Here is a 23,493-nt window from a genome sequence, read left to right on the forward strand (position 1 = left end):
TCCGTATTGGAATAGAAACAGGAAGCTGTCAACGGCGTTGACGAGCTTTCTGTTTCTTTGCACTATGTATGAATAGATTCTCGGGTAGGGGTAGATGAAATGAAGGCGGAAACCAGCTCGTTTAACCGAACTTCTTTATTTTATGTATTGAAGGATATTCAGCTTCATACGCAATCTACGGGTTGGCAGCAAGAAATTCTGGTTGACAACGAGCACACACTGCTGATTTTGACGGCCGGCACGGGGCGACTGCACTTGGAGGAAACGGAGTTTCACATGCGGCAAGGTCGAAGTTATCACATAACCCCCGGCTCAACAGCACGTATTCATTCTGAAACGGACGGCATGGGTTTCTATCTGTTAACCTATGAACTTTGGGGGATGGAGGGAACTCCCTCTGGACAGGCATTGCCTGTACGAAACCCTCAATTTGCTCCGTACCAGCATCAGGCCGAATGGTCATGTCTCCCGTTCTCTCAATGTATTGAATACCTGGAGGGCATTTATCGGCAGCGCGATACCTATAGCGAGTTGGAATCCTTCGACATTCATGTGCGTTTTCAGGCGTTCATGCTGTTTTTATATCGGCAGAATCAGAACGCTGCTCACCATATGAATATGCGCCAGGCTGTTGAGAAATCGATTCAACATCTACAAGAGCACTATCGAAATAATTGGACTGTGGAGCAGTTGGCAGAGCTTGCGAACGTCGCACGCTGGCAATATACTCGGATTTTTAAAAAGATCACGACCAAGTACCCCCTTGATTATCTGAACGGGGTCCGGATTGACCGGGCAAAACAGTTGCTGCTGGCGACAGATGATCGGCTGCTGGATATTGCACAATTTGTTGGTTTTAACAACGAATATTATTTTAATCGTCGATTCAAACAAACCGTGGGGATTTCTCCCGGACAATATCGCCGTCAACGTCATCAGGAGAAGATGCGGGTATTTGCGCCATTCCTTGAAGATTTTCTGGTAGCCCTCGGCATAACACCGGTCGTGCAATGCGCTCACTACAGATGGGGGAGACAGGATTACCTTGGTCTGCATGACGTCCCTGTAATTGATATTGAGCAGGAGGATATCGATGAACTTGCTCGTCACAAGCCGGACTTAATTATGATGGATAGGGGGTTCAGGCACTGGATGTCTGACGACGGCTTGGGACGGCTAGCTCCAACGTATGAGTTCCCGCATGCGAGTGAGGATTGGCGCATGACACTGCGTAAATCGGCGGACCTGCTGGGTAGGAAGGACCGAGTGCAGGATGTCATCTCACAATACGAATATAAAGCTAGTGAAGCCAGGAGACTCCTTAAGCGCTCTGTCCATGCCCAAACCGTGGCCTGTCTTCGTATATCGGCGCTTGGAATCAGTTTATATTCGGGTCCGTATCACGGGTATACGGGGCCAATCCTGTACGGGGATCTGGGTCTGACCCCGCATCCACTTGTTCAGCAGTTGTCCAGGGATGCCCGGAATGCGATCCTGTCCAGGAAATGTCTGAAGCTGCTGGATGTCGATCATCTGTTTATTACGTTCGACAAGCGTCATTCTTCCTGGGAAGGCGAGGAACGTTGTTTGCTCGATGCCCCAGAATGGCGATCACTTCCGGCAGTTAGGAGCGGCTGCGTGTATGAGGTTGATTTTCTGACCTGGATGAATTATGGGGTGATCTCTCATGGGAAAAAGATTGAGGATGTGCTGAGGGTGCTGACATAGGACGCTTTTAATAGATTGCGCATGATGAACCAACTATCATCCATATAACGTTCCGTATAAGAAAAACAAAGGCTGATCCCAAAGTCAATATGACTAAGGACCAGCCCTTTTTTATTTCATCCTATAGGCGGCTGCAAGAAGAACTCTAAAAGCTCGTTTGGGTTTAACGTAACTGAATCCGACTTAAACTGCCTCCGTCCGCAAATAAACGCTTGATGCTGCGTTCAACCTCTTCATCCGGTATTAATGGCGGAGCCTGATGCGGTTTTGTACGGGCATCGATAATGACCGTATCACAGCCCCAATGCTTATGCTCATAGCGGCTGTTCAAGCCGTGAATGTCATGGGAAGGATTGCTGCGCGTAAAGGTTGCCCACAGGAAATTACTTACTGTCGCACTCATGAATTCACTGTCATCGCACAGAATGATCATTGGACAGGAGGAGAGGGAACCTCTCGCACGGATTGTCTCGTTTAGACGCTCCATTTCCTGCCGTACTTCGGCATAACTCGTAAAAGGGGCTCCCTGGATCGCGACAATGCCGGGCATGATCCATTTGGCTGGCGAGTATCCGGGCAGATCCGTCAAGGCTTCAGGCACCTCTTGGCACAAATCCCTTTTTTTATCCCCGACCGCCGCGAATACGACCTTGCTCCCGGTGTTAAGCCCGGTCCCGGAATAATCGAGTGTATCGATCGTAGTATTGGTCTGAAAATGGATATCCCGGTGCAGATCGATTCGTTCCAATATATAGGCCAAGAAATCCTCGATCTGATGCGTGTCTAAGGTTTGGTTCTCCTCGGCCGCTATGAACAGATACTTGGCTAAACTCAATTGGCCCGTGCCCAATATCCGATTGGCAATCGTGAGAAGCTCAGCCGGCTGTTTCACTTGTTGATAAGGGGTATAGCGTTCGCTGCCGATGGCAAAGAGCAAGGGGTGTACCCCAGCAGCGTCCACCGCATGAACCTCTTTGACACCCGGGATTTCTTGCCGGATGGCCCCGCCAGTCAGCTCATGAATCAGTTCGCCGAATGACGTATCTTCCTGTGGAGGTCTTCCAACGACCGTAAATGGATAGATCGCCTGTTGTTTGGCATAGACCTTGTGCACTCGCATGACGGGAAACGGATGGACAAGGCTGTAATAGCCCAGATGATCACCAAAAGGACCTTCCGGCTTGGTTTCACCTGGATAGATTTCCCCTGTAATGACGAAATCCGCATCGTGGCTAATGCAGTAGCCGTCAACATAGCTGTACCGGAAATGGCGTCCGGACAGCAAGCCGGCAAAGGTTAGCTCGCTCATGCCTTCCGGCAGCGGCATAACCGCTGAAATCGTATGCGCAGGGGGGCCCCCGATGAAACAGCTTACTTTAAGTGGTTGCCCCAATTTATTGGCCTTCGCTTGATGGATGCCGATGCCCCGGTGGATCTGGTAATGGATGCCAACTTCCTTGTTTATTTCATATTCGTTGCCTGTGAGCTGCACCCGATACATGCCCAGATTGGAATTCATGACGCCCGGCTTCTCCGGATCTTCCGAATAGACTTGAGGCAGCGTGACAAAAGCACCGCCATCATCCTTCCAGTGCTTAATTAACGGCATATCGGAAATTTGGATTTCCTGAAATCCGGGTGGCAATGCCCCCGTTTTTTTGATAGGTAACGCGGTTTTAGCTGCTAATCCCGTCCCGATATATTTGAACGGATTTTTGAGCGCCTTCATCGGATCGTTGCGCAGCGCGATCACGTCTTGTGTGGATTCGAAGGTTTCCCGAAAAATGAATTTGCTACGCTCGATCGTACCGAACAGGTTGGAGACCGCGCGGAACCTTGAACCTTTAACATTTTCAAATAACAGCGCCGGGCCGCCTGCGGCATAGACCTTCATATGTATGGCTGCCATTTCCAAATGTGGATCAACCTCTTCATGTATACGAACCAAATGGCCATGTTTCTCCAGATCTATGATGCATTCTTCCAGATTATGATATTTCATTACATAGCTCCAATCCCTTGAAGATAGTGAATTTATTCTACTATCTACTATTATCGACAATCTCACAGCACAGGTCAATGATACCTAATATAGACGGGACGAATGGACATATCATAAAAAATTACCCTGTCCCAGAGTGTGAAGCAAACGACAAGGCGATCTCATCATTTCAATCGAGCTCTTTATTTATTTTGTTTGAACCAGCTAACAATCATTGTTCTTGTCGCGTTCTCTGTTGTATAGCAGCTCAGTTCCTTCCGTGATAAGGTCACATCCATAGGCGGCCCCAGTGCTAACAAAATTTAAATTATATTAAAAAGGGCCACATTTACTTAATTTACTACTGTAATGTCATGTATTCCTGCAATCCCTTCGCAACATGAAAACCCGTGTAATTAGAATCTAACCTTTGGTCTAGATTCGCGATCTAATAAATATAAGCAAACTGAAAAAATCATAGAAGAAAGAGGCGAGGTTCAATTGTTATCAGAAATGGAGCAAGAGGTCGTATCGGCCCAAGCGGGTGACCGTGAAGCGTTTATTCGACTCTTGCAAGGAGTAGAATCAACCCTCTATTCCATTGCCCGCTCAATGCTCAGACAAGACGAGGATTGTGCGGATGCGATTCAGGAAACGATGCTGAAAGCCTACAAAGCCATATATGGCTTGAAAAAACCTGCTTATTTCAAAACGTGGATATGTCGCATACTGATCAACCAATGCAACGAGATATTACGACAGAGAGCTCGTACCCAAACGATGGCAGACATTCATGTCCTATCTTCCGATGTCAAAGAGTATGAAAAAATCGATTTGCGCGAAGCAATTGATCAGCTGGATGAATCCCTTCGAATTGTCGTCGTACTGCACTATCTACAGGATATTCCCATTAAGGATGTCGCCCACATCCTCGACATATCGGTAAACGCCGTAAAAAATCGCCTGTATCGGGCTCGCAATATCCTTCTTGCATCGTTAGATCAATCTCGGGAAAGGAAGTTAAATTATGGAGCGTTTTGAAGTCGAAATGGATACCTTGAAACGGAAGGAACAAAGTCAAATGCCCGAAATGGTTCGAAACCGGATCGACGAGACGTACCATACCATCGTCGATATGGAGATGCCTGCAAGACGCCGCTATATAAGGAGAGAAAGAGGCCGGGGAGTTAAAATCGCTTTGTTTTCCGTTCTGACAGTTGCCGTTCTGGGTTCGTCCATCATCGCGTCCGGACTCATTTCACCAGCCCTTGCCCAATCTCTCCGGCAAATCCCCTTGATCGGCAGTATATTTCAAAATCAGGATGCCGGCTTGCAGACTGCTGAAAGTCAGGGGTTCGTTACGCCGGTCGACATCAAGGATACGCATGATGGCGTTACCATGAAAATTACGAATGTCATATATGACGGAGTACGGGTAGCAATGGTGGCCACCCGTGAATCGAGCAAGAACTTCGAAGAGCCTTTGTATGAACCCATAAGGCCTGAGGGTCATTTTTATTCATCTCGGGGGATTGAACATTATTACATGGAATATCAAGGAGAGCCTCTACCCGCTGGAATGAGCGCTACGGGAGAAAAAGATTCTGTACTGATCTTTACGGATGAATTGAGTTACGCCGAGGAAAACGCCCCATTCCCCGATACGTTCCATTTGTCTGTAACATTGATAATTAAAGGAATCAAAGAACCTTTCAATTTCAACGTGCCTGTCGTTAAGAACACATCGAATACCTTTTATGTCGAGGACCCGGGTTTATCCAAAACACATGACAATCTGAAGTTAACGATCGAAAAAATTGGACTTACTCCCATTACGACTGAAGTAGTTATCAATGTAAAGGCTGACCTAAATCTTGTTCCTGAAAAATATTTGACTACAGGTTTTCTGAATATGGAATATGAACTGGTGGATGATCAAGGTGTTTCCATGAAACCAATCGGTGCCAGAGGCAGCTCCAAGGACCCGGAGAAATACGGCATCTATTCAAAATCAATGTATGAGCCGTTTACACACATCCCGAAGGCAATAACCATAAAGCCTTATATCAGCAACACAAAAAACGGGTTTAAGAAGGAATATATTAAGGAATTAGAAATAACCGTGCCTATTGAAACCAAAGCTGTAGGCAAAAAATTGAACAATTATTAGCATTTGAATAAATGCAAAACGAAAGAAAGGCCGGTCTACTAGACGCGGCTTTTTCTGTTTCTAACTACACTTGAAATTCCCCTGCAACGGGGGGGATAATCCGAGCATTCGATATGATGCTCATCTTTGTTGGAATAAGCAAAGTCGCACCACGAACAGCGTCGATATGTTTATAATGAGAAATAGCCCCCACCCATGATCTTGGTGTTACTTTTCTTTCTTGCTGTGATTACGCTTTGCAATGTCAGTCTGGCCAAGTATGTAATCAATGCTTACGTCATGAAAATCCGCTAGTTTGATCAATACTGAGCTAGGTACATCCAAATTTCCACTTTCGTATCTAGAGTATGTGGTTTGAGAAATGTGCAAATAATTCGCCATCTGCTGTTGTGTCAGATCTCTGTCTTCGCGTAGTCCTCGAATTCGTTTATACATCATATATCACCCATGAAAAGTTTAGTTTATGCGAAAATTGCATATTGATATTTATGCGTTTTTCGCATAAAATTTATGAAAAAATGGTTGAGGAGTAAAGAAATCTTAGATGGAGAAAAAAACGAAGGCAGCTGAGCCCGAAGGGAAGTTAATGATTGATGTTATTCTAAGTTCAGAAATTATCGTAGATAGTTATGGGAAACTAACGTATGCAATTAAGGAAGCTATCTCTGTTGGCGAAATAGAGAAGCTAAAACAATTTCATTCCAAGTATCTGTATTTTTTTGAAAAATCGTTTAAGCGGTTGAATAAGTCTGAGAAGGAATTTATTCGGCGCTGGATCGATGACAAGAAAGGAGCCGTACATGAACGAATTAACGAAAGCGCAAATCGTTGATCTGGTGACAAGACTGTATAATGGAGAAGGCAGCGAGGAAGAGGTGGGGGAATGGATCGAATTGCTGCAGCGGAATGTTCCCCACCCCGACATCAGCAATTTGATTTTTTGGCCGGAAAAAGATCTGACGCCAGAGGAAATCGTTGAAGAAGCTTTCCATTACAAACCGATATACATAAATACATACAGGGGGGACCGCGAATGAGTTGGTTGGACCGGAAAACAGCGGAAGAGTGGCGCGCGGAAGGCAAACGTTATGCCGCCGACGTTAATGAATATGTACGCATGGGGATGGAGACCCATTGGGAGGAGGAACCGCCTGCGATCGAAGAGGATCGGCGCCAGGCCATGGCCCAAGAAGTGGTTAAGATGATCGCTTCCGCCAATGAAGCCGGTGAAACGGCTCTTCTTCGCGAAGAGCTGCCGCCCGCGTCCTGGCCATTGACAGGAGAGTTCAAGGAGGAGACACAGGCGGTGAAGCCCGTATATGCATGGGAAGATGGTCACGTGCTGCTGCAAACTGGAGCTTCATGGGAGCGACGGTTCGCCTATGTCGTAGGTAATGATGGCATAACCGAGTTAACGGGAATCGGCTGTGCAGGAAGTTCCGCTGATGGACAGTACTTGGCAGTAGCCGATGAGAATGGGGTGCGGACGATATTTTTGCCGGATACTTCCTTGAACGGGCAATTGGTTGCGAAGTTTACATGGCAGGATATTTGCAGCCGCCTGAAGGCCGATCTCAAAGATCTTGAATCACTGGCTGATGAAGAGAGACCTTATGATATTCTCGATGAAATCATTCCGTTCAACGATGGGCGGCAGGTTCTGCTCGTTGGCGAGTATGGCATTTACCTGCTGGGAGACTCCATCGTCCAATTAATGCATCCGGACGCTGCTGAACTTCGGGAAGATGAGCTTGAGGACACGAGAATCGCCATGGCGCACGGCGCTGTCTCGAGGGATGGCAGGTGGCTGGCATATGGCAGCCAGTCCAGCGAGCATCTGCTGATGGACCTGGATGGGAAGCAGTTGTACAGAATAGAGCCGCATTCCAGTTATCCGCATTATAGCCTGTTTACGCAGGATGGTCGTTCCGTATGGTTTAATGCTTGCCATTTTTACAACGGGGATACGATATCCGTACCGTTGTATGCTGTAGAAACGGGAGCCTTTGCAGAAGGACTGCCGATAAATGAAGAAATGCGCGTGTACGCCGGCGTAGCGCTGAAGGAGGGAGGCATTCTTGGCGATGCCTATGGATACCTCCGTTATATCAATTATGAGGGTAAAGAAATATGGCGTTACTTTGTAGGAAGTACAATTTCAGGGCTGATCGCGACGCCGGATGAGAATTTCCTGCTGGTCGGCACCTATGGCGGTATGCTGCACCGGATTAACCTGGCAAGCGGCGTCCGGGATGAGTACAGTATTGGCACAGCCCCGATTTGTGAAACCAACCGCTGGATATTCTGGAAGAACTCAGAGCCCTTGTCTTGGTAAAACCGTAAACAATCCTGCGTCATTTACGCGACTCCTAAAGGGGGAAGAGATGTCCATTATGCTTACAAAACAAGAAATGATTGATCGAATTCTTCATCTGCTTCATAAGACTTCCATGTATGATTCTGAATACGAGAGAGTGGCCACTCTACCTTTTGAAGAAGGTTATATAGGTGATTTGAGTCCGGTTGTTCGGGTTGGAGAGCAGGACTATGAGCTCGCTATGTATGAAAGAGGCGTGCAGATGCTCAGCAAGAGGACCAAGGATACCGATGAAGTGATCTTCTGGATCCTGGAGGATACCATTCATACGATTGCCCATATTAAGCTTCTGCAAAAATACAAGGTGGATAATGTAAACACCCATTTGAAATATACCAAGGACGAAATCCAAGAAATGACGGACATGATCCATGAATCCTTCCTTCAGATCGGTGGACAGTATGAGGAATGGCATAAGGCGGGCAAACGGAAAGAGCTGGAGACGCCGAATTCGGGATAGCACGCAGGCACGGGCACTGTATGAAGCTAATGATGACCGTATTGCTCGTATATAGGAGAGGTGCGCCGATATGGTTGAAGCGCTTTTCTTGGACGGAACCTTTGCGCGCTGTACGAACTGATCCTATTGTTTATAATCAAAGAGCAGCCGCTTCGCATAGTAGCGAAGCGGCTGCTTTATCAATTCATAACGTTATTGCTGAACGATGGCGATAATTTCGTCTTCCAGCTCAAGTCGTACTTGTTCGCTGTAAGCGCGGATATTGTACTCGGAGTACAGGTAGCGGAGAATGGCTTCGATGAGGTTAGCCTCAATCAAATATTGATTCCTACCGCTGACCCATACTTCACCTGTATATCCGGTATCTTCATCCCAGCTAAGCTCAAGCGATACATCCGTTGGTTTGACGCCTCTGCGCTCCGCCTGATGAAGGCAGACTGCATTGACGATTTCGTCCATGCTCAAAATCATGGATTAGTACCGATTGTTGTTATTGTTGTTATCGCGAGGTTCGTTTTGTTTACGACGATTCTTCACGGAGCGTACAACAGCCATAACGATCATAATCAAAGCCCAAATTGCGATCAGGTTAATGAGCAGTCCCATGATTTCGCCCATAAAGCCCATACCCCCGAACATGCTGCCGAAGAGCAAACCAGCCAGACCACCGATCATAAGTCCTTTCATCAAGCTGCCGCCGCTGAAGAATCCGCGTTTTGCCGTGCTGCCGGCCGCCCCTGTCGTATTGGAACGGTTGTTCGATTGTTGAACATTATTGTTATTATTCTTTTTCGGAGTGCTGTTGTATGTCTTGGTCCCGGATTTGAAACCTCCGCCGCCTCTGCGGGCATCTGCGGAATCAGGTGTCAGTGCTACAAAGAACAGTGTAATCGCTACAAGAATAGTCAATACTTTTTTCATCGTGTTCTGTCGAACCTCCCAGTAAATTTAGAGTAATAAAGAGTAATACGGACGAGTCACGATAAGGTTTCAAAATTTGTACGACCATGTTTTGAGGCTGTTGTGTGCTGCTGCTGTCTCAGTAATTCCAGTACCCAATCACACCATTTCAGCTCGGTTTCAGCCATCATCAACCCTTTGGTAGCGAGTACATAATTGCTGAAAGCCTTGCTTCCAATCTCGCGGGTATCCTCCGGAATTCCCTCTAAAATCTGCTCATAATAACGTTTTTTCTCCAAATACCCAATTCTGCGGTCCTCGAAAATATCGACGGCGATGCCGATCTCCGTCAGCCACAGGCAAAAGGTCCGAAGAGAAAGCTCATCCTTGGTGACTGCAGGCGCGATAGGTTGGTACATCCATTCACGCAGCTTCTGCATGCCTTTTTCTGTAATCGCATAGATTTTCTTGTCCGGTTTATCACTTTGCTGGACCCAGTGCGAGGACAATAGCTGCTTCTCCTCCATGCTGGACAGCAAGGGATAGATTTGACTGTGTTTGGCTTGCCAAAAGGGCTGTATTCGAAGCATCAAATCATATCCTGATGATTCTTTTCTTGCTAGTAATCCTAACAAGCCGTATGACAACGTATTCATGGACATAACTCCCTTTGAAACGCATATCGTGGACGCTAAAGCGAGGATGGTCATTCGCCTATCGGTCCGGTTGTTAAAAAGTGTACACTGAAACTGTATGGTTTGACAACCGGGGGAGTGGGCTTTCTTTCTGCTTTTGGCAAAATTGTGACTAAAAAAGCACAAACGCGTAAGCGCTTGTGCTTCCATTTGACTTTGATTGATTTATTCGTTCTCGTAACCTTCTACGACCAGATCCAGCGCGCCGGTGTTAGGGTCGATAACCATACCATGAACGGGTACGTTTGGAGGAAGAAGAGGGTGGTTTTTGATCAGGCTCACCGTATTTTTTACGCCGTCCGTAATGTTATCAAAACCGCGAAGCCATCTGGATAACCGGATGCCGGAGTTTTCCAGCGTGGATAACACTTCATCGGATATGCCGCGGTCTCTCATATGCTGGATCATCTCATCGGCGTTCAAGGAAGCCATGCCGCATTCGTAGTGACCCACTACGATGACTTCTTCGGCGTGCAGCTCGTACAGTGCAACCATGACGCTTCGCATCACACTTCCAAAGGGCTGTGAAATGATCGCGCCGGCGTTTTTAATGATTTTGACATCGCCATTCTTGAAATTCATCGCTTTAGGGAGCAGTTCAACCAATCGTGTATCCATACAAGTGATAATGACGAGTTTCTTCTCAGGAAAACGCCCTGTCAGGTAGGATTCGTACTCTTTATTCTCTACAAAGCTGCGATTGTGTTCCAGAATGCTGTTAAGGTGTTTTTCCATCGATTTTCTCTCCTTTGTATCTATTGTTTATTTGTTGTTCTTATGCTCTGGCATCTAATACTTGAATATTGGTACCGTAGTTCTGTCCGCTGCTGTCCAGGCGAAAGGAGTAGGTGGCTGGATCGGCGTCGAGCCTCATCTTCTCTTCGAAAAAAACGACCTGCTTGCGGTTCATGATAAACGGCACCGGGCTGCCTGTCTCGATAGCGATATCTTCTATCGTCGGCTCATCTACAATACGCAGGCCTGGGAAGCCGTTGACGGCACATCCGCACCCCTCCGTGTCATAGATCAGCCTGATTGCGCCCGGTTTGTCCCCAAGTTTCTCCTTCAGCTTCAGCTCTGCTTGCGGGGTGAGTTGAATTTTCACGGCATCCTGACACTCCTTTATATGTATATTGTTATTTATTCTTTCTGGAAGTTGATTATATACCTTGTAAAAAGTATCATCAATAGAGTATAGAAGAATCCTATTATAAAAAAAAGAAGGTGTGCCGGAATGGCAGTACAACATTTACCACAATGGGAACAATTTGATCGATTGGTTCGCAAAATCATGAGCTATTACGAAGCTATTGGCCTACTTCACTGGGATTTACGGACGGGTGCTCCACGCAAGGGAACCGAAATCCGTTCGGAAACGATCGGGGTTCTATCCACAGAGGCATTTAAGCTGCAAATATCGGAAGAGATGGGACAGCTGTTATCATTTTTTACAGAGCCGAAACAGGCAGAACAGCTGGATGATCGTAAACGCCGCATGATTGCGGAAGCCCGCAAGGTGTACGATCAGAGCAAATCCATCCCGCCTGAACGCTTCCAGGAGTATTCCATTCTCGCCGCCCAATCGGAAACGAAGTGGGAGGAAGCGAAGAAGAACAGCGATTTTGAAGGCTTCGAACCTTACTTAACGAAGATTGTTGCGTTCAAGCAAGAGTTTATTGAATATTGGGGCGTGAAAAATACCAGATACGACACACTCCTTGACATGTACGAGCCGGATTTAACAGTGGAAAAGGTGGATGCCATCTTCGAGCGCCTGAAAGCACGTCTGGTACCGCTAGTTCACGCGATTCAGGAATCGCCCTTCAAGCCGAAAACGGACTTCTTGAAACAGCTGTTCCCGAAAGAACAGCAGGAGAAATTCAGCTTGTTCCTGCTGGAGCAAATGGGCTACGACTTTGAAGCGGGACGTTTGGACGAGAGTGTGCACCCGTTTGCGACAGGCCTGAACCCAGGTGACGTACGCATCACGACCATGTATCTTCCGGATGATGTGTTAAGTGCGGTATTCAGCTCTTTGCATGAGGGAGGGCATGCCCTTTACGAGCAAAATATCGATAAGGAGCTTGCAGGTACGCCGCTCTCCGGTGGTACCTCGATGGGCATCCATGAATCTCAATCGCGTCTGTGGGAAAATATGATTGGTCGCAGCCGTCCATTCTGGCGCCGTTATTTCGCGGATCTGCAGCAGCATTTCCCTGAACAATTGCAGGACGTGGGCATCGAGGATTTCTATTTGGCTGCGAACAAGGTAGAGAACTCTCTGATTCGAATTGAGGCGGATGAGCTTACTTATAACCTGCACATCATCATTCGTTATGAGATTGAGAAAATGCTCTTTAACGAAGGGTTGGCGGTGAAGGATCTTCCGGAGACCTGGAACGCGAAGTATAAGGAATACCTCGGCATTATGCCGCCGAACGACGGAATGGGCGTTCTGCAAGACGTTCACTGGTCCGGAGGGGATTTCGGATATTTTGCTTCGTATTCCCTCGGCAACATGTATGCGGCTCAGATGCTTCATACGATGCGCAAAGAACTGCCGAACCTCGATCAGCTCATCGAGGAGGGGAATCTGGCTCCGATAAAGGAATGGCTGACAGACAAGGTTTACAAGTACGGAAAGAGCGAGAAGCCGTCCGAGATTATCGTACGCGTCACCGGAGAAGAACTGAATCCGGACTATCTGGCCGATTATCTCGAAGAGAAGTATAAAGAGATTTACAAACTTTAATTATCACTTTAAACGACAAACGCAGCCCAAGTGGCTGCGTTTTTTTGTAGGTAGGACTATCCATAATGCCATTCAACATCCGCCAGCATACTCTATCAGGCGTTTAACCTTTGGGCAGGCGCTCGCATATGCTGAAAAGAAACGTTGGGTTAATGGGGAATGGAGGGTTACGATGAAGCGTCAAAAATGGTGGGGGCTGGCGTTAACCATGCTGCTTGTTTGCGGAGTGGCGCTTGCCGGGTGCGGTGGCGGCGGATCGGCTACGAAGGTCAAGATTGGCGAAGTGACGCGCTCGATCTTCTATGCGCCGCAGTATGTCGCATTGGAAAAGGGATTTTTTAAGGAAGAGGGGCTTGATGTGGAGCTGCAGACGACCCCTGGCGGAGACAAAACGATGACGGCCCTGTTGTCGGGAGCCATCGATGTGGCACTTGTCGGCTCGGAAACTTCGATTTATGTGTATCAACAGGGCTCTGAAGATCCGGTCATTAACTTCGGACAGGTGACGCAGACGGACGGGACATTTCTGATGGCAAGAGACGGATCGGGTGCTTTTGACTGGAACAACCTGAAGGGTAAAGTATTCCTCGGTCAGCGTAAAGGCGGAATGCCGCAGATGGCAGGCGAGTTTACCTTGAATAAAAAAGGAATCGATCCGCACGCGGATCTGGAGCTGATTCAAAATATCGATTTTGCGAATATCGCCTCTGCCTATGCTTCCGGTACAGGTGAATTTGTTCAGCTCTTTGAGCCGCAGGCATCCATATTTGAAACAGAAGGCCGGGGCAAGGTGGTCGCGTCCTTTGGCGTAGAAAGCGGACGTTTGCCATATACCGTATTCATGACAAAGCAGAGCTATATCGACAAACACGACGCAACGGTGCAGAAGTTTACGAATGCCCTTTACAAGGCACAGCAATGGGTGGATGCAAGCAGCCCGGAAGACATCGCGGATGCGATCATGCCTTATTTCAAGGATAGCGACCGCGACATCGTGGTGTCCTCCGTTAAACGCTACAAGGAGCAAGGCAGCTATGCAGCCGATCCGATCGTGGACGAGGCGGAATGGAACAATCTGCTGGACGTGATGGAGCAAGCCGGGGAACTGAAAGAACGGGTTGCGCCTGCCACAATTGTCAACAACAGCTTTGCCGAGAAAGCGAAACAAGCTAAATAATGAAGTACTCCTAATCCATAGAACGAAAGGAGAGAGCACCAATGGTACCGGTAGTTGAATTGAACGATATCGCTCACGCATATGTCACGGATCGGGAAGCCTCTCTGGCTGTGGAAGGAATTCAATTGAAGGTGGAACCGGGGGAGTTCATCAGCCTGGTTGGGCCTAGCGGCTGCGGCAAGACCACCATCTTGTCTGTCATTGCCGGCTTGCTGCAGCCATCCAAAGGAGCCGCCTACGTGAACGGCAAACCGGTAAACGGACCGTCGCCGGAAGTTGGGTACATGCTGCAGCAGGACTATTTATTTCCTTGGCGCACCATTATGGATAACGCCTTGATCGGCTTGGAACTGACGGAGCGGTTGAATCCGGAAAGCCGAGGCGTGGTACAGAGTTTGCTCAAGGAGATGGGTCTTGCGGACAGCGGTAATCTCTATCCCGCCCAGCTGTCAGGCGGAATGAGACAACGGGTTGCACTCGTAAGGACCTTGGCGACAGACCCGGGCCTGCTGCTGCTGGATGAACCTTTCTCCGCACTGGATTATCAGACGAAGCTGCAGCTTGAGGATCTGATCGTGGAGACCTTGAAGGAGCGGGGGAAAACCGCCATTCTGGTCACCCATGATTTGTCTGAAGCGATTGCGATGAGTGATCGTGTCATTCTCCTGAACCGCAACCCGGGGAGGGTTCACCGCATGTTCAATATTCCCGAGAACATACGCCGGGTGCAGCCTTTTTATGCTCGTAAGGAGCCAGGGTTCAACGAATTGTTTCATGAGATCTGGGGCGAAATGCAAACGATCGGGAAGGAGTGAAGCTTATGACAACAAGGGATGAGCCTTCTGCTTCTTCTTCGAAGGGCTGGCTCCAGGATATTTATGTTCAGCATATGAAGCGAAAGAAAAGCATGCGCACACGCGTGCTGACCGTCCAGCTTAGCTTGCTGCTGCTATTCTTTATCTGGTGGGAAGCGGCAGGCAGATTCAAATGGATAGACGTGCTGCTCTTCAGCTATCCGACCAAAATTTTTGCCAACATATGGGGGAATATGATTAGCGGCGAGTTATGGGGGCACTTGGGGGTTACGGTAGGAGAGACGGTTGTCGGATTCCTGCTCGGCACGCTGGTAGGCACGCTGCTGGCCGTATTCATCTGGTGGTCACCGTTTCTTAACAAGGTTCTGGATCCCTACATGGTTGTGTTCAACAGTATGCCGAAAGTGGCGCTGGGTCCTATATTTATCGTGATGTTTGGCGCGGGTTTTACCGCTATCGTCGTCACTACGTTATCCATCACGGTCATCGTGACCACGCTTGTCGTTTACAACAGTTTTCATGAGGTGGATTCCAATCTGATCAAGGTCGTCCGGACCTTTGGCGGAACCAAGCGCCAGGTGTTTCAGCGAGTTATTTTGCCGGCTTCCTATCCGACAATCGTGTCAACGCTTAAGGTCAACGTGGGCATGGCGTGGGTTGGCGTCATCGTTGGGGAATTCCTGGTCGCCAAATCGGGTCTCGGTTACTTGATTATGTACGGCTTTCAGGTATTCAATTTTACGCTTGTGTTGTCGAGTCTGCTCATTATCGCCGTTGTAGCTACAGCTATGTATCAAATGGTGGTATATATAGAAAGGATCCTGATGCGAGGCTAACTGAACTGGGTATTCAACAAGCTGAGAATCTTGCAGAATTTCTCACAGGTAAAGATCGTGATTTTAATAGAGTAGAGAACCCTTCCGACTAGCGGAAGGGTTCTTTGTTTTAATGGGGAATCATGGTAATTTTGTTGAGTTGAGAGCGATACAGAAGGAGGCGCTTATCGTTGGAAGAGGTGTTGGCGACGTTGCCGGAAAAAGGGAAGAAGAGAGAAGACGCTATTACACGATTGAGTCATGTGGAAGCACTCCTTTATCTTGCCCACCATGAGAAAGGGAAATGCAAAAAAGCGGCGTTAATGGTCTTGGTTGGGGATACTGTTTAAGAGAGTTATTGTGTACAATTGGAAAGTTTGGAGGTTGACATGATCTGCACTATTTTGCTAGTATGTATCACGAAATAAATTTTCCTTTAATACAGTCCAGAGAGGCTGAAAAGGGCTACGTGATATTTTTAGGCTAATAGTATCTATGTCTTCGCATGCCCTTTTGCCCTCTGTGCAAGAAGGGCTTTTTATTTTGCTTAAGTACCTCTTTTAAAGGGAGTCCTGTGAGGCTTCAAAAGAGAATGGAAAAGTCTTGTGTAATCCATTCCCTCAAACACGCTAAAAGAGAGTTTTATCATCAAGAATTTGGAGGAACGCTAGAATGGATTATCGTAAGAAGACAGTAGTAGCTTCAGTAGCTGGTTTAACATTGGAAGGAATGGACATTATGTTTGTTTCCTTTGCGATGACAATGATTATTTCAGAATTTAACATTGACTTCGCAACGGGTGGACTGATTTCTTCCATAACGAATATCGGCATGCTGCTAGGCGGTATTATTTTTGGGATTTTAGCTGATAAGTTTGGGCGGGTAAAGGTGTTTGCGAATACCGTCTTGTTGTTTGCAATTGGAACGGCTTTAACGGGATTAGCAGCGAATATTGAACAAGTATATATTTTCAGATTTATCGCAGGTCTTGGCGCAGGGGGCGAATATGGAATTGGTATGGCTCTCGTTGCTGAGGCTTGGCCGAAAAACAAACAAGGAAGAGCTTCCTCGTATGTGAGTGTAGGTGCACAGTACGGAGTTATTTTAGCAGCGTTGCTAAGTGCTGTCATTCTTCCGTTCTTGGGATGGAGAGCTTTATTCTTTGTTGGAGTGGCACCTGTCATTTTCGCCGTTATTGTGCGAAAGAACCTTGAAGAATCTCCAGAGTGGCTGGCTGCCCAAAAAAATAAAGAAACCAACAAACAACATGAAAAAGGCAAGCTGGCTCAACTATTTGAAACGCCTAGAACATCGCTGACAACAATTTCATTGATTATTATGGCAACGGTGCAAATTGCCGGCTACAATGGTTTGATGATTTGGCTGCCATCCATGCTGCAGAAATCTCAAGGTTTATCCGTTTCAAGTTCTGCTCTTTGGACCATTAGTACAGCGGTTGGCATGATTATTGGGATGCTTGCGTTCGGCCTGTTTATGGACCGATTTGGTGCAAAGCGTGCTTTTGGCATCTTCTTGCTTGCCTCTGCATGTGCTGTGTTTTTATACTCCTATGCTGCTGGAAGTGTTGCCATTTTAATCGGTGGCGCGATTGTCGGTTTCTTCTCGAATGGCATGTTTGCTGGGTATGGAGCTTTAATTAGCAGCTTCTATCCTGTGCAAATTCGAAGTACGGCGACAAATACGATTTTTAACTTCGGTAGAGCCATTGGAGGGTTTTCGCCAATCTTTGTCGGCTATATTCTTCAAAGTTATGATATGACGGTCGTCATGATCTACTTAGCCGCCTTATATTGTATTTCCCTTATCTTCATGTTGACTCTAAAAAAAGGGCCAAGTGAGGTTTTGCAACCCGTTGAAGTTAAAATAAATTAAAGCATGAAAGAACGAATTCCACACCATAGGGATTCGTTCTTTTTTATGTGCACCCGGCATGGTATGCATATGTACTATAATAAACCCCTTCCCCACCAGATTTATACGGAGAAGAATTTATCTGTGCTAATTGAAGAACTTCTTAACTTATTTGGCTAGGAAATCGGCTGTGAATTTTTCAATAAATCCATATTTTACCCTGAAAGAAGCCTCCGGGTATGGGATAATGTCTTTGGGATGGGTTAGGAAAACTTGGAGGAAATGATAGCGATGAAATTTATAATTCGAAAGATGAGAGAGCCCGACGATTATGCTGCGGTTGCGTCGCTGCTCAATACGGTTTGGCCGGAACCGATAACGGCAGAACTTTTGAAGGAAGAGGAGGACCAAATCCCTCCGGGAAAGCTGGATTACAATGAGAAGGGCGAACTGACAGGATGGGATCGTCCCAAATGGGTAGCAGAAGATGAGTCGGGACAAGTTGTTGCTTACGCTATCGTTTGGAGGGCACCTTGGACGGAGCCGGGTGAATTATTCCTCACCCTTGTCGTACACCCGGAAAGCCGCGGGAACGGGTTAGGCAAGGCGATGTACGATACGCTTCACCAATGGGCGGCAGAGGTTAAAGCCTCTCAGCTGACCGTTATTTTGAGAGAAACGGACGCTTCGTCGGCAGCTTTTGCCGAACGTCGAGGTTACGTACAGGAGCGCCATATCTTCGAATCCGTTTTGGATCTGGCATCGTTTGACGACGACAACCTGTTTGTTGCGATTGAAGAGGCAGAACGGGCCGGAATTCAGTTCATTACATTAGCCGATGAGCCGGGAGAAGACGGGGAAAGAAAGCTCTATGAGCTGTACAAGGTCACGCAGCCGGATATACCGGGTTTTTCCGGCGATTTCCCTTGGTTTGAAGAATGGAAGAAATGGAGCATTGGACACAGCAGAGTGCGCCCGGAATGGATCCATATCGCCAAGGACGGCGACCGCTACATCGGTGTCGTCACATTGCAACAGAACGAGCAGACGCAGGCGATGTATCATGAATATACCGGCGTTCTGCCGGAGTACCGGGGCCGCCGCATCGCGCTTGCCTTAAAGCTGCTCGGCATTCAAACAGCACGTGGATGCGGAGTCCCTTATTTGAGAACGCATAACGATTCCATGAACATCCCGATGCTTCGAATTAACCGTGATCTTATCGGTTTCCGGGCGGAGCCCGGGAATTACAAGATGGTGCATAATGTAAACATCAACAATTGGAGAAAGAGGAAATAGAAATGGAAATAAAAAAAATCAGGAATAGAAATATTCTGTTTACGTATCGGCAGCCTGCTGGTTGGGATTTAAATGTTCAGCTTATTCTCGGCAATCGGTACAATTACATCATCGATACAGGCCTGGGCTCTGTGAGCATGGAGCCTGTCAAAGAATACATAAAGCATGATACCAAGCCCATCATCGTCATCAATACCCATTACCATTGGGATCACATCTGGGGAAACAGCTCGTTTCGAAACTGCACGATTATATCTCACACGAGCTGCAGGGACATGATCGAGATACATTGGGAAGAGATGATGCAGAAATACGGGCAATTTGTTGACGGTGAAGCCGAAAAACTTCTTCCCGATCTAACTTTCGAACAAGAGATCTACTTTCCCGATGACCAAATAAGAATCATGTATACACCCGGTCATACCGCGGACTCCATCAGCATTATGGATGAATTGGAAAAGGTCATTCATGTAGGCGATAATATCGGTGACTCGATGGAGGAGCTGGTTCCAAGCCTCTATGGTGAAAAAGATGACTATATCAAGACTCTTTTAAAGTATAAAGAAATGGATATGGAACTTTGTGTGTCAGGGCATAATACGATTACGGAAAAGCAAGTCTTTGACAAAATCCTGGATCTCTTATAAGGGGTTCCACCAACATTTTAACGGAAGTAGACACTAAGTACTATTTAATAGTTATCCAAAAAGCCGGTTTTCCTCTCTAAGGAATCCGGCTTTTCATATTCAATGGACACTTGTACGTTATGTCTAACGAGAATAAGGATGCGGAAAATGCTCATAGCAGTCGACTAGAAGGATGTACTAAATTTGAAATGGGCGAGGCCCCTCTTTCATTTATCTACACTTCACTCTCTTCCATCGCTCGGATTGACTCGGCGACCTTGGCCATCATCGAGCATTCGATCCGTTTGCGGAACACGTCACAACTAAACTCGTAAATTCCGTTGATGGAACCCGTCGCATGCAAAGCATTGGCAGGGCAGCCGCCACTGCAGTAGAGTTTAGCCCAGCACCCCTTACACTCCGGCTTCGTGTAGCAATTGCTCTCTTGGAATTGGCATTGCAGCTCAGGCCGCGTGATGCCATCCCAGATGTTGCCCATGCTGTACGCTTCATCCCCGACAAACTGGTGGCAAGGGAACAGTTCGCCCCATGGTGTGACAGCGAGATATTCTGTGCCTGATCCACAGCCCGTGATCCGCTTCTGAATGCACGGTCCCTCTGAGAGATCAAGCATGTAATGATAGAAGGTAAACCCTTTGCCATGTTTGCTGCGCTCAATCATTTCCTTGGCGAGAATTTCGTACTGATTGTATATCTCCGGGAGATCCTTCTCGGTAAGCGCATAAGGTTCCCGTGGATCACAGATGACCGGCTCCACCGAGATTTTGTCAAAACCCAGGTCTGCGATATGGAAGATGTCGTTGGTGAAGTCGACATTGTTCCGCGTATACGTTCCCCGTACATAGTATTCTTGATCTCCGCGCTTTTGGACGAATTCCTTGAACTTCGGCACGATAGAATCATAGCTGCCTTTACCGGTAACGGTTGTGCGCAGCCAATCATGTACTTCTTTCCTTCCATCCAAGCTCAAGACGACATTGTACATTTCCTGATTTAAAAACTCGGTAACCTCATCGTTGAGCAGCATGCCGTTCGTTGTGAAGGTGAAGCGGAATTTTTTCTTCCATTCCTTCTCTTTGCTTCGTGCGTATTTTACAATCTCTTTGACGACTTTCCAAGCCATAAGCGGTTCCCCGCCGAAAAAGTCCATATCAAGGTTTCGGTGATGGCCAGAATTTTCGAGCAGATAATCGATAGCTCTTTGCCCAACCTCTAAGCTCATAATTGCCCGATCACCATTGTATTTCCCTTGGCTGGCAAAGCAATACTCGCACGACAGATTGCAGGTATGTGCGACATTGAGACAGAGCGCCTTTACATACGTTTTACGTGTTTTTAAATGATTAGAAAGGTCCTCGTAGGCATCCTCTGTAAAAAGCTGCTCATTCTTAATAAGTTCCTCGACCGCTGAGATTGTCTCCTGAATGCTTTCTTCTAAATATTGTTTTTCCATCATGAACGCCAGGATTTGTTCGGGTGTCTCATGTTCATAAAGCGCAATAACTTCATATGCTAGGTCATCAACAACATGTACAGAGCCACTATAGGTGTCGATTACGATGTTGTATCCGTTCAGTTGATATTGATGAATCATACTGCGAATCAAGCTCCTTTTTACTACAAATTGCAGGCTGCTATTCAGCAGAAACAACTTGGCCGTCCTTGTAAGGACGGCGGTGAGTTTCTTTGCCCATTTGTTATTTGTTCATTGCGTTCTCACAACGCTGATTAGCTACGCCGCAGGAAGTCTTGCAAGCAGATTGGCAAGATGTCTGGCATGCGCCGCATCCGCCGTGTTTTGCAGTGTCCATCAGTTTGCGTGTGCTTATTGTTACGATTCTTTTCATCATGAATAACTCCTCTACCATTTCGTGAATTCGAATAAACTCGCTACGTTGAACTATGGTAACAACAACTTGGAATACTCAACAATCAAAAAGGTCACACTAATTGGAAAATCTAATGGTCTAGGCCCCCCAGGCATGGTTGTTTATGGCATTAAAATAAGCTAGGATGAAGTTACATTATAATATGTAGTCACCTGAAAGGTAACATATAAGGTAACATATATAGTCATCATCAACTCGCCTGGAGGCTCTTCATCACATGGGATTTCGTGTCATCAAAACGGCTGCGGCAAGCCTGCTTGCCATCTTAATTACAGATGCCTTGAACATACCGGGGGCTACGTCCGCCGGTCTTCTTGCTATACTCGGCGTTGACGTCACGCGAAAACGGAGTGTGCGCTCCATATCGTCCAGATTGTTCGCTTCATTGCTGGGCCTGGTGCTGGCGTGTATTCTATTTTATTTTCTCGGTTTTCATTATTGGGTACTGGCCATATACATATTGCTTGCATTTCCCGCGATTTCAAAAGCGAACTTTAAGGAAGGCATCGTAACCAGCTCGGTCGTGGTGTTTCGGGTGTTTCAGGGGAAAGAGATCGGAATGGACATTTTGCTAACCCAAATTGAACTGTTGATTATCGGTCTCGGATCGGCCATGCTTGTGAACTTGGTTTATATGCCGAACAGCGAGGGAGCGATGATGGAGATTCGCCGGAAGGTGGACGGGCTCTTCTCTGTCATTTTCCATCATTTCTCGCTTACGCTTCGAGATCCCGAACATATATGGGACGGTAAAGAGTTAATTGAGGCTAACCGGCAGATTGAAAGAGGAATTGAGGAAGCGAAGCGGGCGTCGGAGAATCAGATGATTCATCCGGACGGCTCCTGGAACATCTACTTTTATATGCGGAAGGAACAGATGGAGAATATCCAGAGCATGATGCATCAGATATCCCAGGTGTATGAGAGGCTTCCTCATGGCGTGCTGACGGCGGAAATATTCGATCAGTTAAGCAAGGATGTCATTGCCGAAGGATATACGGGCAAGTCCGAAGGACTGCTGATTGAGCTGGAGGACTTGTTTAAAGAGATGGAGCTGCCGACGACCCGCGAAGAATTCGAGGTCCGGTCCGCCATCCTGCAGTTATGCCATGAGCTGGAATACTATTTGAATATTTCAAAGAAGTATAAGGCACCCACGGCGAAAAAACCGCAGAAGCGCGCGGATTCGGCCGTATAGCTTAGGGATTTGCAAAAAAAAATCTGATATTTTTAGCATCATATGAATTTATTTGGACCACTTCATTCAACATTCGCCCATGTCTTGCATACACATGTATGGAATGATTGTATGGAGGAGGTTCGAAGATGTCATTGAGTCATAAACACCAATGTAGAGAAATCATCACGAAGGCGATCTGCGGCAAGGGTCGTAAATTCTCTACCGTAACACATACCGTGACTCCGCCTAATAATCCGACCAGTATTTTGGGGGCTTGGATTATAAACCATCAATACGAGGCGGTTGCCGCCGGAGACGGAATTGAAGTTATTGGTACTTACGATGTTAACATCTGGTATTCCTATGACAAAAATTCGCAGACCGATGTGGCGAAAGAAACGGTATCGTATGTAGAACGCGTGCCTCTTTCTTATCTGGATCCGAAGCATCGTGCATCCACGGTGGAAGTGTCGGCTGAAGCGACACAGGAGCCGAGCTGCGTTGAGGCCAGCGTATCCTCGAATGGCACGAGTGTCATTCTGCGGGTAGAGAGAGAGTACGCGGTGGAGCTGATTGCGGAAACCAAGGTCGTTGTCAAAGTATGCAGCCATCACCATGGCGACTACGAAGACAAAGAATTCGATTACGTCCTGGGAGACGAAGGCGATGATTACGAAGACCTTGATTACGAAGGTCTGGAGGATGAACTGTAAGATAACCCTCCTGTAGGAATGAT

At 47.1% G+C, this 23,493-nt stretch carries 26 protein-coding genes; 17 read left to right on the top strand and 9 right to left on the bottom strand.

Annotation, left to right across the window (positions count from 1 at the left end):
- Positions 1-99 precede the first annotated feature (99 nt).
- Positions 100-1,728: a helix-turn-helix domain-containing protein gene (locus tag AB4124_RS22470; RefSeq protein WP_441974238.1), complete on the top strand. Its 1,629-nt coding sequence runs from the start codon at positions 100-102 to the stop codon at positions 1,726-1,728.
- 163 nt (positions 1,729-1,891) lie between these two features.
- On the opposite strand, the gene AB4124_RS22475 is transcribed toward AB4124_RS22470, so the two are convergent.
- Entirely contained in the window at positions 1,892-3,730 is a 1,839-nt protein-coding gene (locus tag AB4124_RS22475; protein WP_441974239.1) for a UbiD family decarboxylase, read from the bottom strand.
- Positions 3,731-4,210: 480 nt separating this feature from the next.
- On the opposite strand from AB4124_RS22475, the gene AB4124_RS22480 reads away from it, so the two are divergent.
- Both AB4124_RS22480 and AB4124_RS22485 read left to right on the top strand, forming a co-directional pair.
- On the top strand, positions 4,211-4,750 hold the full coding sequence (locus AB4124_RS22480) for an RNA polymerase sigma factor (RefSeq protein ID WP_441974240.1): 540 nt from the start codon (positions 4,211-4,213) through the stop codon (positions 4,748-4,750).
- Complete coding sequence (locus tag AB4124_RS22485; protein ID WP_441974241.1) at positions 4,737-5,879, top strand: DUF4179 domain-containing protein; 1,143 nt, start codon at positions 4,737-4,739, stop codon at positions 5,877-5,879. The genes AB4124_RS22480 and AB4124_RS22485 overlap by 14 nt, the downstream gene beginning before the upstream one ends.
- A 207-nt stretch (positions 5,880-6,086) precedes the next feature.
- On the opposite strand, the gene AB4124_RS22490 is transcribed toward AB4124_RS22485, so the two are convergent.
- The gene (locus AB4124_RS22490; RefSeq protein ID WP_076321108.1) at positions 6,087-6,314 is read right to left on the bottom strand and encodes a helix-turn-helix domain-containing protein; all 228 of its coding nucleotides are present in this window, start codon (positions 6,312-6,314) and stop codon (positions 6,087-6,089) included.
- 109 nt (positions 6,315-6,423) lie between these two features.
- On the opposite strand from AB4124_RS22490, the gene AB4124_RS22495 reads away from it, so the two are divergent.
- Genes AB4124_RS22495 through AB4124_RS22510 form a run of 4 tightly spaced genes read left to right on the top strand, consistent with a single transcriptional unit; the run spans position 6,424 to position 8,716 of the window.
- A complete protein-coding gene (locus tag AB4124_RS22495; RefSeq protein ID WP_430130187.1) occupies positions 6,424-6,711 on the top strand; it encodes a hypothetical protein in 288 nt (95 codons plus the stop codon).
- Positions 6,680-6,916, top strand: a complete 237-nt coding sequence (locus tag AB4124_RS22500) for a bacteriocin immunity protein (protein ID WP_430184850.1) — start codon at positions 6,680-6,682, stop codon at positions 6,914-6,916. Before AB4124_RS22495 ends, AB4124_RS22500 begins: the two co-directional genes overlap by 32 nt.
- Positions 6,913-8,214 (top strand): hypothetical protein, encoded by a 1,302-nt coding sequence (locus tag AB4124_RS22505; RefSeq protein ID WP_441974242.1) that lies wholly within the window; start codon positions 6,913-6,915, stop codon positions 8,212-8,214. The genes AB4124_RS22500 and AB4124_RS22505 overlap by 4 nt, the downstream gene beginning before the upstream one ends.
- A gap of 49 nt (positions 8,215-8,263) precedes the next feature.
- Positions 8,264-8,716, top strand: a complete 453-nt coding sequence (locus AB4124_RS22510; protein WP_441974243.1) for an immunity 63 family protein — start codon at positions 8,264-8,266, stop codon at positions 8,714-8,716.
- Between the two features lie 192 nt (positions 8,717-8,908).
- On the opposite strand, the gene AB4124_RS22515 is transcribed toward AB4124_RS22510, so the two are convergent.
- The 5 genes from AB4124_RS22515 to AB4124_RS22535 all read right to left on the bottom strand — a co-directional run bounded on the left by AB4124_RS22515 (position 8,909) and on the right by AB4124_RS22535 (position 11,416).
- Positions 8,909-9,187 (bottom strand): YxcD family protein, encoded by a 279-nt coding sequence (locus AB4124_RS22515; protein WP_076321113.1) that lies wholly within the window; start codon positions 9,185-9,187, stop codon positions 8,909-8,911.
- 3 nt (positions 9,188-9,190) lie between these two features.
- On the bottom strand, positions 9,191-9,637 hold the full coding sequence (locus AB4124_RS22520) for a hypothetical protein (protein WP_076321114.1): 447 nt from the start codon (positions 9,635-9,637) through the stop codon (positions 9,191-9,193).
- A 56-nt stretch (positions 9,638-9,693) separates the two neighbouring features.
- Positions 9,694-10,272 carry a PadR family transcriptional regulator gene (locus tag AB4124_RS22525; RefSeq protein WP_098743203.1) on the bottom strand — a complete coding sequence of 193 codons (579 nt, stop codon included), beginning with the start codon at positions 10,270-10,272 and terminating at the stop codon, positions 9,694-9,696.
- A 204-nt stretch (positions 10,273-10,476) separates the two neighbouring features.
- Positions 10,477-11,046 (bottom strand): beta-class carbonic anhydrase, encoded by a 570-nt coding sequence (locus tag AB4124_RS22530; protein ID WP_076321116.1) that lies wholly within the window; start codon positions 11,044-11,046, stop codon positions 10,477-10,479.
- Positions 11,047-11,086: 40 nt separating this feature from the next.
- Entirely contained in the window at positions 11,087-11,416 is a 330-nt protein-coding gene (locus AB4124_RS22535) for an iron-sulfur cluster biosynthesis family protein (RefSeq protein WP_441974244.1), read from the bottom strand.
- 129 nt (positions 11,417-11,545) lie between these two features.
- Here AB4124_RS22535 and AB4124_RS22540 point away from each other — a divergent pair, with 129 nt between their 5' ends.
- The 8 genes from AB4124_RS22540 (at position 11,546) to AB4124_RS22575 (ending at position 19,688) form a co-directional block, all read left to right on the top strand.
- Positions 11,546-13,063 carry a carboxypeptidase M32 gene (locus AB4124_RS22540; RefSeq protein ID WP_441974245.1) on the top strand — a complete coding sequence of 506 codons (1,518 nt, stop codon included), beginning with the start codon at positions 11,546-11,548 and terminating at the stop codon, positions 13,061-13,063.
- 172 nt (positions 13,064-13,235) lie between these two features.
- A complete protein-coding gene (locus AB4124_RS22545) occupies positions 13,236-14,240 on the top strand; it encodes an ABC transporter substrate-binding protein (protein WP_441974246.1) in 1,005 nt (334 codons plus the stop codon).
- A gap of 41 nt (positions 14,241-14,281) precedes the next feature.
- The gene (locus tag AB4124_RS22550) at positions 14,282-15,055 is read left to right on the top strand and encodes an ABC transporter ATP-binding protein (RefSeq protein ID WP_339293054.1); all 774 of its coding nucleotides are present in this window, start codon (positions 14,282-14,284) and stop codon (positions 15,053-15,055) included.
- A gap of 5 nt (positions 15,056-15,060) precedes the next feature.
- Positions 15,061-15,891 (top strand): ABC transporter permease, encoded by an 831-nt coding sequence (locus AB4124_RS22555; RefSeq protein WP_215160031.1) that lies wholly within the window; start codon positions 15,061-15,063, stop codon positions 15,889-15,891.
- Between the two features lie 170 nt (positions 15,892-16,061).
- The gene (locus AB4124_RS22560) at positions 16,062-16,220 is read left to right on the top strand and encodes a hypothetical protein (protein WP_441974247.1); all 159 of its coding nucleotides are present in this window, start codon (positions 16,062-16,064) and stop codon (positions 16,218-16,220) included.
- A 322-nt stretch (positions 16,221-16,542) separates the two neighbouring features.
- Positions 16,543-17,763: an MFS transporter gene (locus tag AB4124_RS22565; RefSeq protein WP_441974248.1), complete on the top strand. Its 1,221-nt coding sequence runs from the start codon at positions 16,543-16,545 to the stop codon at positions 17,761-17,763.
- Positions 17,764-18,033: 270 nt separating this feature from the next.
- The gene (locus AB4124_RS22570; protein WP_441974249.1) at positions 18,034-19,041 is read left to right on the top strand and encodes a GNAT family N-acetyltransferase; all 1,008 of its coding nucleotides are present in this window, start codon (positions 18,034-18,036) and stop codon (positions 19,039-19,041) included.
- Between the two features lie 2 nt (positions 19,042-19,043).
- Positions 19,044-19,688, top strand: a complete 645-nt coding sequence (locus AB4124_RS22575; protein WP_441974250.1) for an MBL fold metallo-hydrolase — start codon at positions 19,044-19,046, stop codon at positions 19,686-19,688.
- Between the two features lie 214 nt (positions 19,689-19,902).
- Here AB4124_RS22575 and scfB read toward each other — a convergent pair whose 3' ends face one another.
- Positions 19,903-21,282 (bottom strand): thioether cross-link-forming SCIFF peptide maturase, encoded by a 1,380-nt coding sequence (scfB, locus tag AB4124_RS22580; RefSeq protein ID WP_441974251.1) that lies wholly within the window; start codon positions 21,280-21,282, stop codon positions 19,903-19,905.
- A gap of 103 nt (positions 21,283-21,385) precedes the next feature.
- Positions 21,386-21,535: a six-cysteine ranthipeptide SCIFF gene (gene scfA / locus AB4124_RS22585; protein WP_441974333.1), complete on the bottom strand. Its 150-nt coding sequence runs from the start codon at positions 21,533-21,535 to the stop codon at positions 21,386-21,388.
- A 259-nt stretch (positions 21,536-21,794) separates the two neighbouring features.
- Between scfA and AB4124_RS22590 the strand changes: the two genes are divergently transcribed.
- Positions 21,795-22,775 carry an aromatic acid exporter family protein gene (locus AB4124_RS22590; RefSeq protein WP_076321127.1) on the top strand — a complete coding sequence of 327 codons (981 nt, stop codon included), beginning with the start codon at positions 21,795-21,797 and terminating at the stop codon, positions 22,773-22,775.
- Between the two features lie 128 nt (positions 22,776-22,903).
- Positions 22,904-23,470: an outer spore coat protein CotE gene (locus AB4124_RS22595; protein ID WP_076321128.1), complete on the top strand. Its 567-nt coding sequence runs from the start codon at positions 22,904-22,906 to the stop codon at positions 23,468-23,470.
- Positions 23,471-23,493: the final 23 nt, after the last annotated feature.

It is taken from the genome of Paenibacillus sp. 2KB_20, from assembly GCF_052115765.1.
Lineage (GTDB): Bacteria > Bacillota > Bacilli > Paenibacillales > Paenibacillaceae > Paenibacillus_AQ.